The 15,935-nt window shown below is 67.2% G+C and carries 13 protein-coding genes; all 13 read right to left on the reverse strand.

The annotated features are described in order from the left end of the window. Position 1: 1 nt before the first annotated feature. Positions 2-1,117, reverse strand: a complete 1,116-nt coding sequence (locus tag ACYQ5L_RS30780; RefSeq protein WP_459961722.1) for an aminotransferase class I/II-fold pyridoxal phosphate-dependent enzyme — start codon at positions 1,115-1,117, stop codon at positions 2-4. A 166-nt stretch (positions 1,118-1,283) separates the two neighbouring features. Continuing rightward, positions 1,284-2,411 (reverse strand): acyl-CoA dehydrogenase family protein, encoded by a 1,128-nt coding sequence (locus tag ACYQ5L_RS30785; RefSeq protein WP_459961723.1) that lies wholly within the window; start codon positions 2,409-2,411, stop codon positions 1,284-1,286. A gap of 204 nt (positions 2,412-2,615) precedes the next feature. Next, a complete protein-coding gene (locus ACYQ5L_RS30790) occupies positions 2,616-4,181 on the reverse strand; it encodes an MFS transporter (protein ID WP_459961724.1) in 1,566 nt (521 codons plus the stop codon). Positions 4,182-4,259: 78 nt separating this feature from the next. Further along, entirely contained in the window at positions 4,260-6,500 is a 2,241-nt protein-coding gene (locus tag ACYQ5L_RS30795) for an NAD-dependent epimerase/dehydratase family protein (RefSeq protein WP_459961725.1), read from the reverse strand. Beyond that, on the reverse strand, positions 6,491-7,105 hold the full coding sequence (locus ACYQ5L_RS30800) for a dTDP-4-dehydrorhamnose 3,5-epimerase family protein (protein ID WP_459961726.1): 615 nt from the start codon (positions 7,103-7,105) through the stop codon (positions 6,491-6,493). The genes ACYQ5L_RS30795 and ACYQ5L_RS30800 overlap by 10 nt, the downstream gene beginning before the upstream one ends. 11 nt (positions 7,106-7,116) lie before the next feature. Next, positions 7,117-8,229 carry a DegT/DnrJ/EryC1/StrS family aminotransferase gene (locus ACYQ5L_RS30805; RefSeq protein ID WP_459961727.1) on the reverse strand — a complete coding sequence of 371 codons (1,113 nt, stop codon included), beginning with the start codon at positions 8,227-8,229 and terminating at the stop codon, positions 7,117-7,119. Then, complete coding sequence (locus tag ACYQ5L_RS30810; RefSeq protein WP_459961728.1) at positions 8,226-9,539, reverse strand: NDP-hexose 2,3-dehydratase family protein; 1,314 nt, start codon at positions 9,537-9,539, stop codon at positions 8,226-8,228. The genes ACYQ5L_RS30805 and ACYQ5L_RS30810 overlap by 4 nt, the downstream gene beginning before the upstream one ends. Positions 9,540-9,552: 13 nt before the next feature. Next, positions 9,553-10,935, reverse strand: a complete 1,383-nt coding sequence (locus ACYQ5L_RS30815) for a wax ester/triacylglycerol synthase family O-acyltransferase (RefSeq protein ID WP_459961729.1) — start codon at positions 10,933-10,935, stop codon at positions 9,553-9,555. Between the two features lie 46 nt (positions 10,936-10,981). Next, entirely contained in the window at positions 10,982-11,383 is a 402-nt protein-coding gene (locus ACYQ5L_RS30820; RefSeq protein ID WP_459961730.1) for a rhodanese-like domain-containing protein, read from the reverse strand. A gap of 8 nt (positions 11,384-11,391) precedes the next feature. Beyond that, positions 11,392-12,201, reverse strand: coding sequence for an SDR family NAD(P)-dependent oxidoreductase (locus tag ACYQ5L_RS30825; protein ID WP_459961731.1), 810 nt, complete (start codon positions 12,199-12,201; stop codon positions 11,392-11,394). Positions 12,202-12,248: 47 nt separating this feature from the next. Continuing rightward, positions 12,249-13,010: an SDR family oxidoreductase gene (locus ACYQ5L_RS30830; protein WP_459961732.1), complete on the reverse strand. Its 762-nt coding sequence runs from the start codon at positions 13,008-13,010 to the stop codon at positions 12,249-12,251. After that, a complete protein-coding gene (locus tag ACYQ5L_RS30835) occupies positions 13,000-14,700 on the reverse strand; it encodes a (2,3-dihydroxybenzoyl)adenylate synthase (RefSeq protein ID WP_459961733.1) in 1,701 nt (566 codons plus the stop codon). Before ACYQ5L_RS30835 ends, ACYQ5L_RS30830 begins: the two co-directional genes overlap by 11 nt. Continuing rightward, positions 14,697-15,932 (reverse strand): isochorismate synthase, encoded by a 1,236-nt coding sequence (locus ACYQ5L_RS30840; RefSeq protein ID WP_459961734.1) that lies wholly within the window; start codon positions 15,930-15,932, stop codon positions 14,697-14,699. The genes ACYQ5L_RS30835 and ACYQ5L_RS30840 overlap by 4 nt, the downstream gene beginning before the upstream one ends. Between the last annotated feature and the right edge of the window lie 3 nt (positions 15,933-15,935).

Consider the following 15,935-nt stretch of genomic DNA (forward strand, 5'->3'; position numbering starts at 1 on the left):
GTCAATCGACCATCGTGGCGGCCAGCGCGTTGCTGATGATGTCGGCGACCTTCGCGAGGTCGTCGGGACTGTGCGCCGCCGACACGCACACGCGCAGCAGCGCCCTGTCACGCGGCACGGCCGGATACAGCGCGACGCCGACATACGCTCCGCCACGCAGGATTTCATTCCAGGTCGCCACCGCCTTGTCGTCGTCGCCGATGACGATGGGGATGATCGGCGACCAGTGATCGGTGGCCCCCTCGACCTTGATCCCCTTCTCTATGAGCAGTCCGGTCAGCGATCGCGAGGACTCCTCGAGCCGGGCCGCCAACTCCTTACCCTCATCGCTCATCACGATGCGGATGGACTCGTTGGCCGCGGCCACACTCGCCGGGGTCGCCGACGTGCTGAAGATCAGGCTCCGGGCCGATCCGCGCAGGCCGGCAATGAGTTCGGCGCTACCTGCAATGAAGCCGCCGACGCTGCCCATGCCTTTGGACAGTGAGCCCATGAGAACATCGACGTCGGCCAGCACGCCGCACTCCTCGGCCCACCCGCGACGGTTCGGACCGTAGATGCCGAGCGAATGCGCCTCGTCCACCATGAGGAGGGCACCCGCCGCCTTGGTGAGATCCACGATATCGGCCAGCGGCGACAGACTGCCCTCCATCGAGTAGAGACCGTCCACGATGACCAGCACCTCGCCGGTACCGCCGACCTCTGCCAGAGCGGCACGCAAGCTGTCGACGTCATTGTGCTCGAACCACTTCAAGCGTGCGCCCGACTGGCGCACGCCGTCGATGATCGACGCGTGCGCGTAGGCGTCCACCACCGCGACGTCCTCGCGGCCGAGCAGCGCGGAGATGGTCCCGACATTGGCGGTGTACCCCGAGGTGAACACCAGCGCGCCGTCGGTGCCGTACCACTCGGCGAGCCGCTGCTCGATCTCGGCGTGCAGACCGACCGATCCATTGAGCAGCCGACTGCCCGTTGTCGCGCTGCCGAATTCGTGAATGCCCTTGTTCGCCGAGTACAGCACCCGCGCTTCCGCGGCCAGGCCGAGATAGTTGTTGGAGCCGAACATCATCACCGATTGGTCGTCCAGCTGCACCCAGGGTCCAACGGCCGATTGCATTGTTCGGAAGAATGGCGAGACCGACTTCGCTTCCAGCTCACTGATCAGCCGTGGCGTGTACTTGGCAGCGAGTCGTTCGACCAGTTTATGCGACATTCCACTTCAGCTTTCGTTCGATCATTGAAATGCGAATCGGCGATGTTGGGAGGCCGATTCGGGTGGCGGACTATATGAATGCGAACTCGCGTTCGTTCCGCAGCCACGCGACCAGGTTCGCACCGCAGTCGCGCATCGACGGCGGATGGAATCGGTGCACCGTGCAGACCTCGGCCAGATAGCCGATGTCGGGGTTCACCATGTAGGCGATGCCTCCCGCCGCCAGTTTGACCTTGCCCACGAGGGAATCGACGCATTCGTCGAATGCCTCGCGGAGAGCCAGCAATTCGGCCGCGGAGTCGGCCGTGACGGACTTCGCGTCGAATTCGGTGGCCAGACCGATGAGCGAACTCTCCACGGCGGCCAGAAAACCCGACATCGCGGCAATGCCCTTGGCGTCCAGGTTGCCCTCGCGAGCGAGCGCCGCGTCGAGCAGCGCGTAGGCCGCGCCGAGGTAGGTGGCCAGGATGAGCAACCCGAACCACTGGTACCCGAGCAGTTCGCTCGTACCGTCGGGATCTTCGAGCAGATTCTCGACCACCAGCCCCTCGGGGCAGAACACCTCATCGAGCTCGAGCAGGCACGACTCCGCGCCGCGCAGGGTGGTCGCGCGCCAGAACGGGCGCACGGTCAGGTTCTCCGAGTCGGCGGGAACCAGCGCGACGGCGCGCTCCCCCGATTCCAGCTCCACGCTGGCGACCAGGACATCCATGGATTCGGCGAGTGAGCAGGGCGCCTTGCGGCCGGACAGCAGATAGCCGCCCTCGCACGCGGTGGCCCGCATCGTCGGACGGAAGATCGACCCGCCCGGCTTGCCCTCGGAGAATCCGGAGGCGAGCACCCGGCGCTCGACGGCGAGCCGGCGGATCAGCTCCCGCTCGGCCTCGGTGGCCTGCTCCGCGAAGACGGCCAGCGTCGCGATGGACAGGTGATGCATGGTGGCCGCGGCGCCGAGCGCCGGCGCGACGGCCCCGATCGCGATGTGGACCTGGACCGCTTCGACCGCCGAGGCCCCGAGACCGCCCAATTCGCGTGGCGCGACGAGCAATGGCCCATTGTTGCGCACCCACACGGGAACGAGGCTGTTCGAGTCGCGCTCGGAAATGGTTTCCGCGACGCCGACAAGCTCGTCGAGCAGGCCGGGATGCAGGCGGTCGGCTGTTTTCCTAGCTACCTCCAGAGCGGATTTGGCAGCCATTCCGATTCCCCTTTCGCAACCGAACAAAAGTTCTCTCACACGCCATCAACGAAATGGCATTTGACGAAAGAGTACGTGAGTTACGTTGTGCCTCAAAGCATCTGACGTTCCGCACGCGACCGGCCGCTACGGGAACGACCCAGAAACAGGAATCGCCTGGTGCATGACGAATGCGTCATACACCAGGCAAGCCGTAGTGAGTTGTCAGAGTGCGGATTTCACCGGAGATTCCTCAGCGCTGATCGTGGCCGGCCGCCGCGAAAGCCACGGCACCACGACAGCCAGTCCCAGCATTGTCGCCGCCGCCGCGACCGCGGCTATCGAGAACCCCGACGAGAACGCCGATCTCGCACTGTCCAGCAAGGCGTCACCCAACTCCACCGGCAGGCCCGTAGCGATCTGATGAGCACCGGCGAGGGTCTCCCCCGCCGCGTGGTCGACCTCCTCGGGCAGCCCGGGCGGGACCTCCACCGATACCCGATACACCGCGGTGCCGATCGATCCCAGAACCGCGATGCCGAGCGCACCGCCGAGTTCGGAGCCGGTCTCCGAGATGGCCGAAGCCGCGCCCGCCCGGTCTTCCGGAGCCTGTGACACAACGGATTCGGTGGCAGGGGTGATGACGATCGTCGCACCGGCGCCGAGCAGCATCCCGCCGGCCAGCAGGATCCACACTCCGTCCGCCGCATGGCTGAAGGCGACCACGATCAACCCCACCGCGCAGATGAGGAATCCGACGCCGAGTGTGCGGCCGAAACCGGTGGCCTTCAACAGGCTCGGCGCCACCGTGGCGCCGACGCCCGCGGCCACGGTCATCGGCAGCATCCACAGCGCCGACTCGAAGGGACCCATATCCAGAACGAGCTGCAGATACTGCGCGAAGAACAGGTTGGGCCCCATCATCGCGAGCATTCCCAGCGTCACCGCCACCACACCGGCCAGGAAGGCCGGATTCCGGAACAATCGCGCGTCCACCAGAGGGTCCGCGGTGCGGCGCTGGTGCAGCACGAACGCGCCGACGAGCACGACCCCGAGCAGGAGCGCCACGGTGGTGGCGGCGTCGAGACCCATGATCTCGGCGCCGCGCTTCATCGCGTAGACGATGGACAGAATCGCGGTGAGCAGCAGGACGGCGCCGAGGATGTCGAACTTCGCCCGCACGGGGCTGCGGTACTCGGTCACCAGCAGCGGCGCGAACACCAGCAGCACCAGGATCACCGGAATGTTGATCAGGAACACCGAACCCCAGCTGAAGAAGTCCAGCAGAATGCCGCCGAGGACCGGCCCCAGCGCGCCGCCACCGGCGAAGGCCGCGGTCCAGACGCCGATCGCCTTCGTCCGGTCGGCCGGATCCTCGAAGGTATTGCGGATCAACGCGAGTGTGGACGGCATCAGGGTCGCACCGCCGATGCCCATGGCCGCTCGCGCGCCGATCAGTACCGCGGTGGTCGGCGCGAAGGCCGCGACCGCCGACGCGACACCGAACACCGCCGCGCCGATGAGCAGCAGTTTGCGGCGGCCGATTCGATCGCCGACATTGCCCATCACGATCAGCAGACTGGCGAGGACGAAACCGTAACTGTCCAGGATCCACAGCATCTGACTGCCGCTGGGCTCCAGATCCTTTGCGATGGACGGTATCGCCAGGTAGAGCACCGACATGTCCATCGCGACCAACACGACGGGCAGCACGAGGATCGTCAGCGCGATCCACCGTGCCGAGCCAGCGCGCGAGGGCGGCGTTGGGTCCTTTTCCGTCGAGCCGAGCATCTTTCGGACTCCCCTTCGTCGAAGATGGCAAATTAGATCACTGTTACAATTTAGCGGGCCGAGCGCTCCGCGTAAAGGTCACAGCGTCCGTACCTCCGGCACGTAGACCAGCCACCGGCCACCGCGACGGGCGAACTCCCGCTCCTTGGCCAGGATTTCCTCCGCGTGGTTCCAGGCGAACAGCAGCACGTAATCGCCGTCGTACTCGGCGAACCCGGCAGCGGGCACGACCGGGATGTGTGAACCGGGCATGAGCCGGCCGATCTTGGCCACGGTCGTGTCGAACACGCACGCGACGAGATCCGGGCCGATGCCGGCGTAGTTCGTGACCGTCGCGCTCTTGGCGGTCGCCCCGTATCCCGCCACCTTGACACCACTGTCGCGAAGCTCGGTCAGCGTGCGCACGAGGTCGTGACAGATCTGGTCGACCTCGGCGGCGAACTTCCGCAGTGTCGGCAACTCGGCCAGGCCACGCGCGTCCTCGGCCGCAATGAGCTCGCCCACCGCGGTGGACCGCTGCCGGGCCCCCGCGCGCGCGATCGTGTATCGCACCTCTCCCCCGTGCACCGGCAGGCGCGCGACGTCGACGAGTTCGAAGCCGAATCGCTCGGCCATCGCCGCCACCGACCGCGCCGAGAACAGGTAGAAGTGCTCGTCGTAGATCTGGTCGAACGAGACCTTCTCGACGATGTCACCGAGGTAGGGGTCCTCGAAGACGAAGACACCGTTCGGGGCCAGCAAGGCGTCGATGCCGCGAAAGATCGAGTCGAGGTAGGGGATGTGGCAGATCGTGTTCGCCGCGTAGATGACATCCGCGGGACCGTCCTGCGCGGCGATATCGATGCCCGCCGACTCCTCGAAGAAGCTCGAGCGCACCCGGATGCCGCCTTGGCGCGCGATATCCGCGACGCCGCCGCACGGTTCGACGCCGAGGTGCCGCACGCCCGCGTCCTTGACGGTGCCGAGCATGGTCCCGTCGTTGGAACCGATCTCGACGATGAACGGATCGGGCCCGGTCAGTTCGGTGGCGAGGAATTCGCGTGCGGTCCTCGCGAAGTGCTCACGCATCCGGGCCGACCCGGCGGAGCGGTACGGATAGGCGTCGTCGAACATCCGCTCCCTGGGCACCTCATCCAGTTGCTGCACCATCGCGCAGGACTCGCAAACACCGACCCTCAGGTGGTAGAAGAACTCGCCGGCGGTCTCGCCCGGCGCCGGGAAGGCATCGGACAGCGGCTGCCGGCCGAAATCCATGAACTCCTGCACGGTTCCGCCACAGATACGGCACATGTTTCCTCTATCGATCGTCGGAAGTTGTTGTTGTGCTGGGATTTTCATCGCCTCCGCGAAGAAGGCGACAGTGCTGCGCAGGGCCTCGTCGAGGCGGACGGCCGGCGACCAACCGGTGATCTCCCGGAAGGCCGAGGAATCGACCGTGACGCTGCGGAAGTCGCCGGGCTCGGCGTAGTCGGGCGGTGGCACCGATACGACCGGCACGGTGACCCCGGTGTACTCGGCGGCGAGATCGGCGGTCCGGCGAAACACCTCGCCCAGCGGCATGCCGATCCCGGACCCGATCAGCCACGCCCGGCCACACAGTTCGCCGATGTGCCGGCAGGCGGCGACCAGGGCGCGCGCGACATCGTCCACGTGAACGAGGTCCCGGCGCACCGATCCGTCGTGCCACATCGTCAGGGGCTGTTCCGACAGCGCGCGACGCGCCATGACGGCGACCACTCCGCGGACCATGTCCGGGGCGTGCGGCGCGTGGCCGAATACCGTTGGCAGCCGTAGCGATGTGGCCGCCAGGACACCGTCGTCGGTTGCCGCGAGCAGGAGCCGCTCCGCCTCGAGCTTCTGCCGGTCATAGCCACCGGTGGGCCGATCGGGCTCGGATCCGTCGAGAATCTCCCGATCGGCCCGGCCGACCTGGGTGGTCGTGGCGGCGAACACGACACGCAACAATCGGTCGGCGGCGGGGCGGGCGGCCGCGGCCTCGATGAGATCGCGCACCAGGCCCACGTTGACCCGTTCGGCCTCGGCATCACCGCGGTCGACCCGCCAGCTCGACGCACCCGCGATATGCGCGACCGCGTGCACGACCACATCGGCCTCGGCGATCGCCGTGCGCATCGCTCCGGGCTCGGTGAGATCCAGTGGCAGGACTTCGATTTCGGCAACGGCGCGGGCCGGCACGGGCACCGGTTTCCGGGATACCGCGCGGATGCTGAGCCGGTGCGCGGCCAGTTCCCGCAGCACCGCCGATCCCACGAATCCGGAGGCGCCCAGAATCACGACCCGATCGGGAATCACGACCATAGTTCCACCTCGGCGTCTCGGCAGGCTTGATAGGTGGGCAGCATTCCGCGCTCGACGGCCTCGGCGAGCGTCGGCGCGTGCCGATCGCGATCCGACAGTGCGAGCGGGGTGTCGCGTGGAATCGACAGGCCGAGTCGGGGATCCAGCGCCGAGACGGCGAGTTCGTGCTCTTGCGTGTACTCCTCGGACATCGCGTAGGCGATCACCGAATCGTCGGCCCGGGACAGGAAGGCGTGCCCGACGCCGATGGGAATGTAGAGCGCACGGCCGCGATCACCGACGAGTTCGGTGACATCACAGCGACCGAAGGTCGGGGATCCGATGCGCAGATCGACGAGGTAGTCGGTGACTCGCCCGTACGGGCAGTACACGTACTTCGCCCGACCCGGCGGTGTGGTCGTGAAATGGATACCACGCAGCACACCCCGCGCGGACACGTTGAAGCTGATGTCCCGGACCGCGAACATCGGCCGGCCGGAAGCGGATCGGAACCGGGATGCGCGCAACGGCGTCGTGAACAATCCGCGGTCGTCGCGATGGACCGGCATGGCGAACTCGAACGCGCCCTCGATCGCGCATTCCCTGAAGGTCGGCGCTTCGATCATGTGCTGTCTTCTCATAGCTCGGCGATCACGGTGCGCAGGGCCGCGATGACACGGTCTTGCTCGGCCTCGGGCAGCGACGGATACATCGGCAGCGAGAAGATCTCACCGGCCAGCCGCTCGGTGACCGGCAACGAACCCGCTTCCCAGCCGAGGTGCGCGAAACCGCTCATGGTGTGCACCGGCCACGGGTAGCTGATGTTCAGCGCGATGTCGTAGGCGCGCAAGGCCTCGATGATGGCGTCACGAGCGGGGTGGCGCACCACGTAGACGTAGTAGACATGGCTGTTGCCCGGATTCGTCCGGGGCAGCAGCAGTCCCTCGATATCGCCGAGGTGCTGCTCGTACCGGCGGGCGACGCGACGGCGTCCCTCGAGATAGTCGTCGAGCCTGCGCAGCTTCCGGCGCAGAATCTCGGCCTGCAGTTCGTCGAGGCGGGAGTTGTGGCCGGGCGACTGAACGACGTAGTACGTCTTGTCCATGCCGTAGTAGCGCAGTCGCCGCAGGTTCCGGTCGACCGTCTCGTCGCGGGTGATGACCGCTCCCCCGTCTCCGTACGCTCCGAGCACCTTGGTCGGGTAGAAGGAGAAGGCCGCCGCATCGGACATCGTTCCGGCCAATCGTCCACCCTGCCGCGCCCCGTGTGCCTGGGCACAGTCCTCGAGGATTCGCAGATCGTGCTCGGCCGCCACCCGCTCCAGCGCCGTCATATCGACGCATTGGCCGTAGAGGTGAACCGGCACAATCGCTTTCGTGCGGGGGGTCACCGCCGCGGCGATCTGGCCGGTGTCCATCAGGAAATCCTGTTCGCGGACGTCGACGAACACCGGTGTCGCCCCGGCGCCCACGATCGCGACCACCGTGGGGGCCGCGGTATTGGACACCGTGATCACCTCGTCACCGGGGCCGACGCCGATCGCCTCGAGTCCGAGCTTGACGGCGTTCGTGCCGTTGTCGACACCGGTCGCGAAGGGCAGCCCGTGGTAGTCGGCGAATTCGTTTTCGAATCCACGCACGCTCGCGCCGAGAATGAGTTGCCCGGAATTGAACACCGTCTCGACGGCGTCGAGGATGTCGTCTCGCTCTTTGGCGTACTCGCCGAGGTAGTCCCACACTCGTGTGGTCATGATGTCGCCTCCTGCGGGATCAGGTCGGTCATGCAGCTGAGCAGGCACCGCGCGCCGACGTTCACGTGATTCGAGTAGCGGGTGAATCCGGTGAGCTGGTCGATGGTCATCCAGCAGTAGTCGTGTGGAACCTCCACCGGAAGGTCGTCGTCGACGACGACGAGATAGCGGCTCTCCGCGTGATAGAAGCGTCCGCCCTCCTCGGAGTGGACGACATCGACGAGAATCTGTGCGGCGCTTGCCCGGGTGACGATGTCGAGATAGCGCGGCCGCACCGCATTCGTCCCCTCGGCATAGTTGGACGGGATGCACGCCACCGTAGGCCCCATCTCCACGATGTCGGTGGTGCCCGTCTCGGTGCGCGCGTGCACCAGAACATGGAAGACATCGTCGAAGTGCCGGCCGAGGAAGGCGATGACGCCTTGGCCCGCCGGCTGGAACATCGGCTGGGACCAGCGCCGAACCTCGCGGTTACTCGCCTGGACGTCGACGCCGATCACCGAGAAGTACCGCCCGTCCCGACGACGGATCGCGTCGGGGCCGCGCTCCCATTCCGGCAGCCGGTTCAGGGGCACCAGGGTGCGGTCGAGATGATTGCGCGACTTGACTTCGGTGAACCAGCTGAGGATGTCGCCGAGCGAGTGTCGCGCACGGCCGGAGCGCGCCGAATCGCCAGTGAGAAAAGGGATTCCGGACAGGACCGTCCGGGAATCCATGTTCACCAGATTCGGGATCCGGATCAACTCGGCCAGCTGCTCCACGCTGAGCCAGCAGAAGTCCGGAAGTACCGGCACATCGTCGTCGACCTCGACGATCATGTTGCGGTTGCGCTTACCGAGAAACCACGAACCCTGCTCCGATTGCAGCGAATCGAAGATCGGGCGGCCGTGGTGCGGGGTGCGGAAGTAATCCAGATAGGGCACGGCATTGCCGCGGTGCACCCGGGTGAAGTTGCTGCGCGTCGCCTGCACGGTGGGCGAGAGCTGCAGGACGTTGATGTTGCCGGGCTCCATCTTCGCCTGCATGAGCAGATACCGCACACCGCCCATGCGTTTGGCGATGATGCCGAGTATCCCGATCTCCGGCTGCCGGATGATCGGTTGCGACCACGTGATCGGCGCCCGGCTCGCGGTGCTGGCCCGGACTCCGACGATCGAGAAGAACTGTCCGCTGCGGTGGTGCAGGTTCCCGGTCTCCGGATGGGTATGCCACCCGTCCATCGCGTCCAGCGGTACGAGGTTCACCCGGTAGTCGTTCGCATGGCCGCGGGAGGCCAGCCAGTGGTGGAACTGCGTCAGGGTGTCGAACATGGCTGCGTCCCGCTCATCCGATCCGCCGGTCCGTGCTCGCGGCGAGAGCGTATTCCAGCGCGTCGAGCGCGGCATCGGTGTGCCGGGCGATCCTCTCGATGCCGGGCACCGTGTCCGGACAGCAGTGGAAACCGATCCCGAAGGTCCCCGAGATCGTCAGTGCCGCAACGATGAGCCCGCTGCCGTGGTAGAGCGGCCCGATCGGGAACATCGCGTCCAGGTGCGCGCCCGCGTAGTGGAGGTCGGTGTCCGGACCCGGGATGCAGGAGACGATGGCACTGAAGGGCGGCGCGATTCGTCCCGCGAGCCCGGTCGCCTGATTGAGCGCGAAGGTCCCGCCGATCAATGGCGAGTACATCACCGCGACCTCCGGCGCCCGGCCGCGGATGTCGTCCTTGGCGATGGCGCTCGACCGCGCGACCGCGCGCAGCCGCTCGACCGGATCCGCGATGTCGGTGAACATCGTGATGAGGATCGTGCTGTACGCATTGAGGGTCGCGTCGTCACCGGGCATCCGGATGTTGAACGGAACACTCGCGACGAGCGGCTGGGCGGGCAGTTCGCCACGCTCGCGCAGATATTCACGCAACCCGCCGGCGACGCTGCTGACCAGGACATCGTTGACGGTGACGTCGCCGCGCTTGGCGATATCGCGAATTCGGCTCAGCGGGTGACTGATCATCGTCGCGCGACGACGCTGTGTCAACCGGCCGTTGAGCACGGTCTTCGGGACCCGATACGGTGCTGCGACTTCGGGCGGAGCGTGCTTCGCGTTGCGCTTCATGTACTTTCGCGCCTCGAGCACATCGCGCAGCGGCGCCGGGCTCGGTGGCGCCGCGGGCGCAGAGGTCGGGCCGATCGTCCAGATCGGCCGCAACGCCTCGGTCTCGGGGTCCTCGGTGACCGTTCGCGCGAATCGCTGGTTCCAGCCGACACCGTCCATGACCGCGTGGTGGAACTTCATGTAGGTGGCGAATCTGCCGCCCTCGAGACCGTCGATCAGGTGGTACTCCCACAGCGGGCGATGGAAATCCATGCGCCGCGAATGCAATTCGGCGATCAAGTCGTCGAGCTGCGCTTGACCGCCCGGAGCGGGCAATCGGTGGTATCGCAGGTGGTGGCCGAGATCGACCGCGTCGTCGCCGAGCACACTCATCGATGCGGCGACCTTTCGCAGGGCGGGCCGATCGAGGACGTAGTTGAACGGCGGTGCGAAGGTGCGGATTTCCCGCAGTCGTCGCAGCAGCCGGGTCGCGAACCCGGCGTCCGCGCCCGCCGGCGGCGTGAAGACCGCGACCATGGCCACGTGCTGGCCCGCGGTGGCGGAATCGACTACGAAGAAGAACTTCTCGCTCATGGCGATAGTGGGGCGATCATGGCTGTTCGAATCGTTCATTCGGCGGTGCGCCCTTCGAATCGGCGGTCGTTGATACATGTCGGCCTCAGGCGCACAGCACCATGGCCACGCTCTGCTCGTAATGGGATGTGCGCGCGGCCACCGTCAGGCTCGTCGCCCGCAGTGCTCGAAAGCCACCGGCGAGGCTCATCACCTGCCGCAGGCCGCCCAGGCGCAGGTCCACGGCGACGGCATCGGCCCGCTCACCCGACGAGCAGACGAGGATCCACGCGCCGATGCGCTCGCGCGCCAGGGAAATACAGGAGGTACTCCGCGGATCGAGCTTCTGCTCGACAACGTTGATGCCGATCGCCAGCGCGCCCGGCAGCGTGCCTTCGCGCGTGCGCTGGCACTGTGTGCGGATATCGATCACGATGCCGCCGCGAGCCAGGGCCCCGGGTAGTTCCTCGACGGTCATCCGGTGATCGAGTAACAGTTGGTCGAGCATGACACGACTCAGCCGCCGGCGACGGCCGTGCCCTTGAAGGGATTGAAGTCGCGTCCGAACCGATACATGACATTGGCCGTCATCGGTCGCGTCAGGTAGGCGAAGACCTTGTTCGCCGTGCCGGGAATGCAGACCGGGGTGCCGTCGGACACGGCCTTCCAGCCCGCGGCCGCCACCTGCTCGGCCGACTGCCACAGGAAGGGCGGCATCTTGTCCGCGATCTCGCGCACACCCATCACATCGTGGAACTCGGTGCGGGTCTGCCCGGGACACAGTGCGGTGACATGGATTCCCTGCGGCTTCAGCTCCATATCCAGCGACTGCGACATGTGCAGGACGTAGGTCTTGATCCCGGTGTAGAGCAGGCTCTGGCCGGGGGGACCGAATGCGGAGACCGAGGACAGATTGACGATGCGGCCCCAGCCGTTCGCCCGCATGTGCGGTAGCGCGCGGTGGGCGAGCTCGGTCACCGCGGTCATCATCGATTGGATCTCGCCGGCCAGCGACTCCCACGACGCGTCGGCGAAAGTGTGGTTGGGGCACTGGCCCGCATTGTTGATCAGCACGTCGACGCCCCGGCCGAGTTCGTCCAGCTTCGCCAGGATCTTTTCCGGCGCACCGGGTTCGGTCAGGTCGGCGGCGATCACCGCGCTGTCCGCCCCGTGCCGGTCGCGCAGTTCCCGCGCCAGTTCGACGAGCCGGTCCTCGCGCCGGGCCACCAGGACGGGTGTGTAGCCACGCTCGGCGAGCAACCGGGCGAAGGCGGTTCCGATTCCGGACGACGCGCCGGTGACCAACGCGGTTTTCGAAGACGACATCTTCTAACCTCTCTGAACTGAATTCCATGGATCCCGCGACCGTCGCCTCAGCGCGACGCCGAGATCCCGCCGTCGACGGGGATGACCGTCCCGGTGACATAGGTGGACGCGGGGGAAGCGAGAAAGCGGACGATGCCCGCGATATCGTCGATTCCGCCGTGGCGGCGCATCGGAGAGCGTGACCCGATCTCGACGGCCAGATCGCGCTCGAGCATGTCGGAGACGAACGGCCCCAGTGCCATGGCGTTGACCGTGATCCGCGGCGCCAGCCGGGTCGCCAGATGCCGGGTCAGATGATGCATGGCGGCCTTGCTGGCCCCATACGAATACGTCTCGGCCGCAGGCACGTTCAGTCCGTCGATGGAGCCGACATTGACGATCCGGGCCGGGTCCGCCGGCGTCGAGGCCGCGGTGAGCAGTGGCCGGAGGAACTTCGTAAGGTGGAACACGGCTTCGAGGTTGACCGCGAGCGTGTCACGCCAGCCGGTCTCGTCGAACTCGTCGATGGGCGCTGCGTGCAGGACGCCCGCATTGTTCACCAGCAGGTGCAGCACTGCGGACTCGGCGGCGAAATCCGTTGCCAGCGTGCGGCATCCCGCTTCGGAAGACAGATCGGCGGCCAGTGGCCGGCACTCGCCCAGCAGCGACAGCTCGGCCGCCGCCCGCTCCGCGGCCACGGCCTCCCGGGACGTGATGAACACCCGAGCGCCCGCCTCCACCAATGATTGTGCGATCAGCGTGCCCACCCCGCGCGCGCCACCGGTCACCAGTGCGACCTTGCCCTCCACCGAGAACAGGTCAGCTGCCATCGCCGTCATGGTTCGTCCTCCCCTCCGCGCGCATCCGCAGCGCCTTCTTGTCCACCTTGCCGACCGCCGTGAGCGGGAACTGCTCGACGAATTCGATGTGGTCGGGAATCTTGTAGGCGGCCACTCCACGCTCGCGCAGATACTTCGCGACCTCGCCGTGGCCCAGCGGGCGGTGCGCGATCACGAAGGCGGAGATCCGTTCGCCGAGAATGTTGTCCGCCCGCCCGACGACCGCGACATTGTGGATCTGCGGGTGGTCGGAGAGCATCTCCTCGATCTCCTCGCACGCCACCTTCTCGCCGCCTCGATTGACGATGTCCTTGGCGCGGTCGACGACGATCAGATGACCGGAATCCAGTCGGCGCACGATATCGCCGGTGCGGTAGAACCCGTCGGCGGTGAATGCGCGCCGATTGTGCTCATCGGCGCGGTAGTAGCCGCGGATGGTGTACGGGCCTCGGGTGAGCAGGTGCCCCGGTTCGCCGTCGGGCACCGGCCGGTCGTCGTCGTCGACCACTCTGATCTGGTCACCGGGCGACATCGGGATGCCCTGGGTCTCGACGATGACCTCCGCCGGATCGTCCAGCCGCGTGTAGCAGATGAGCCCCTCGGCCATACCGAAGACCTGTTGAAGTGTGCAGCCGAGAGCGGGCCCGACCCGTCTGGCGGCCGACGGCTTGAATCGCGCGCCACCCACCTGCAGTACACGCAGACTCGACAGGTCGTGCGGTGCGCCATCCGAGGCGTCGAGCCACCGCAGGGCGACCGGTGGGACCACCGCCGCGACGGTGACCCGATAGCTCTCGATCAGCGGAAAAGCGCTGTCCGCGTTCGGACTCGGCGACAAGACGACAGCTGCGCCCGCGGTGAGCGCGCCCAGCACCCCCGGCGCGCACAGCGTGAAATTGTGCGCCACCGGCAGCGCGGCCAGGTAGACGTCCTCCGGGCCGAGCGGGCAGGCACCGAGACTCGCGCGGGCGTTGTAGGCGTAGTCGTCGTGGGTCCGGGGAATCAGCTTCGGCACTCCGGTCGACCCACCCGACAATTGCAGGACCGCGATATCGCCCGGATCGGGCTCGCTCCGCCGGCGTGGTTCGAGGTAGAGATCCGCCAGCGCGATATGGGAACCCGGATCGCCGTGCACGATCGTGGTCCGCAGACTGGGGCAGACGCCCGTGATTCGCTCCGACATCGCCCGGTAGTCGAAGCCGCCGTGCCGGTCGGCGACCACGTGGGCCACCGCATCGCTCTGGTTGCAGAGCTGGGCGATCTCGTACTCGCGATGTGCCGGCTGGGCCAGCACCGGGACCGCGCCGAGGCGGAACAGTGCGAAGCACACCACGACGAACTCGCCGACATTGGGCAGTTGCACGATGACTCGGTCACCGAAGCCGATGCCGAGGCTGTCGAATCCCGCCGCCAGGCGGTTCGCGTCACGGTCGAGCTGCCGGTAGGTCCAGCTCCGGACCGAATCGATGACAGCGATCCGATCGCCATGGCGACTCGCCGAAACCGCCAGCACTTCGCCGAGCGTCGTACCCGCCCAGAAACCCGCCGCCCGGTACCGCGCGGCGAACTCGCGCGGCCACTCGGTCAGGTCGACGCCCCGCTCCGAGAGCAGTTGCTCGGCGCGCCCGCCCGTCGCCCGGCCGGCTCCCCTCATCGAATCGCTGAGCGATGCTGTACTCATCGGCCGGCCCCCTGCAAGCTGGGATCCATCGCGGCGGCGTCGTCGAGTCCGACCGCGGACAGGAAGGTCCGGAATTTCGCGCTCGTCTCGGCGAGTTCGCTTGCCGGGTCGGAACCTTCGACGACGCCGGCGCCCGCATACAGGCGCAGCCTGGTGTCGGCGACTTCGGCGCACCGCAGGGCGAGCACCCATTCGCCGTCACCGGCTTCGTTCATCCAGCCGACAAGTCCGCTGTAGTACTGCCGGTGGAATGCCTCCGATTCGGCGATCACCCGTCGCGCGAAAGCCGTGGGCCAGCCGCAGACGGCCGGAGTGGGATGGAGGGCGGCCGCGAGTTCGAGCGCATTGGGCAGCGGATCGGCGAGCACGCCGCGCACCCGGGTGGACAGGTGCCACATCGTCGAGGTGTGCACCAGCGACGGACGCGCGGGCACCTCCAAGGCCGCACAGTACGGACGCAGGGCATCGGCGACCGCATCGACGACAATTCGGTGCTCGCGCAGATCTTTCGCCGATCCTTGCAGCTCCGATGCCCGTCGGCGATCCTCGACGGGGTCCGCGCTGCGCGGCGCGGATCCGGCGAGCGGATTCGATACCACGCTGCGACCGACGCGGCGAACCACCAGTTCGGGACTCGCGCCCACGAGCGTGCGACGGGCGCCGGTCCGGACCGTGCCCACCGGCACCGCGAAGACCGTCGCGTCCGGTTCACTGCGGATCAGGCTGCGGACCAGATCACGGGCGCGAGCAGGCTCGGCCGTGATGACGTCGATGGCTCGGGCCAGCACCACCTTGTGCTGGCCCGACCCCGCCAGCCGCGCCACCGCACGCTCGACGCTGGTGAGATACCGGTCCGGCCACGGCACCAGGTCCACCCGGACCGTGCGCGGAATCACCGGCGCCACAACGGTATCCGTGTAGGTCACCGGATTCCGCCGAATATCGCGGGCCACGACGAGCTTCGCGGGCGCGTCCGGCAGGAAGGGAATGGCGCCGACCAGCAGTGGTCCGCCGCACGCGCGATCCCGGGCGCTCATGTCCCGGGCGCAGTCGGCGAGCAGGGCGGTGCTGTTCTCGGCCGCCGCCGCGAGCGGGCCGGCGGTGCTCGCCGCGATCGCGTCGCGGGCGACGAGTGTGGTGGTAGGTGTCGCGAGGAAGAGTTCGGATTCGTCGACGACTTCGGTCGGGTCGAATGCCTCCGGCCGGTGGGCCTCGATCACTTCGGCGGTCATGCC

The sequence above is a fragment of the Nocardia sp. IFM 10818 genome (assembly GCF_054655275.1).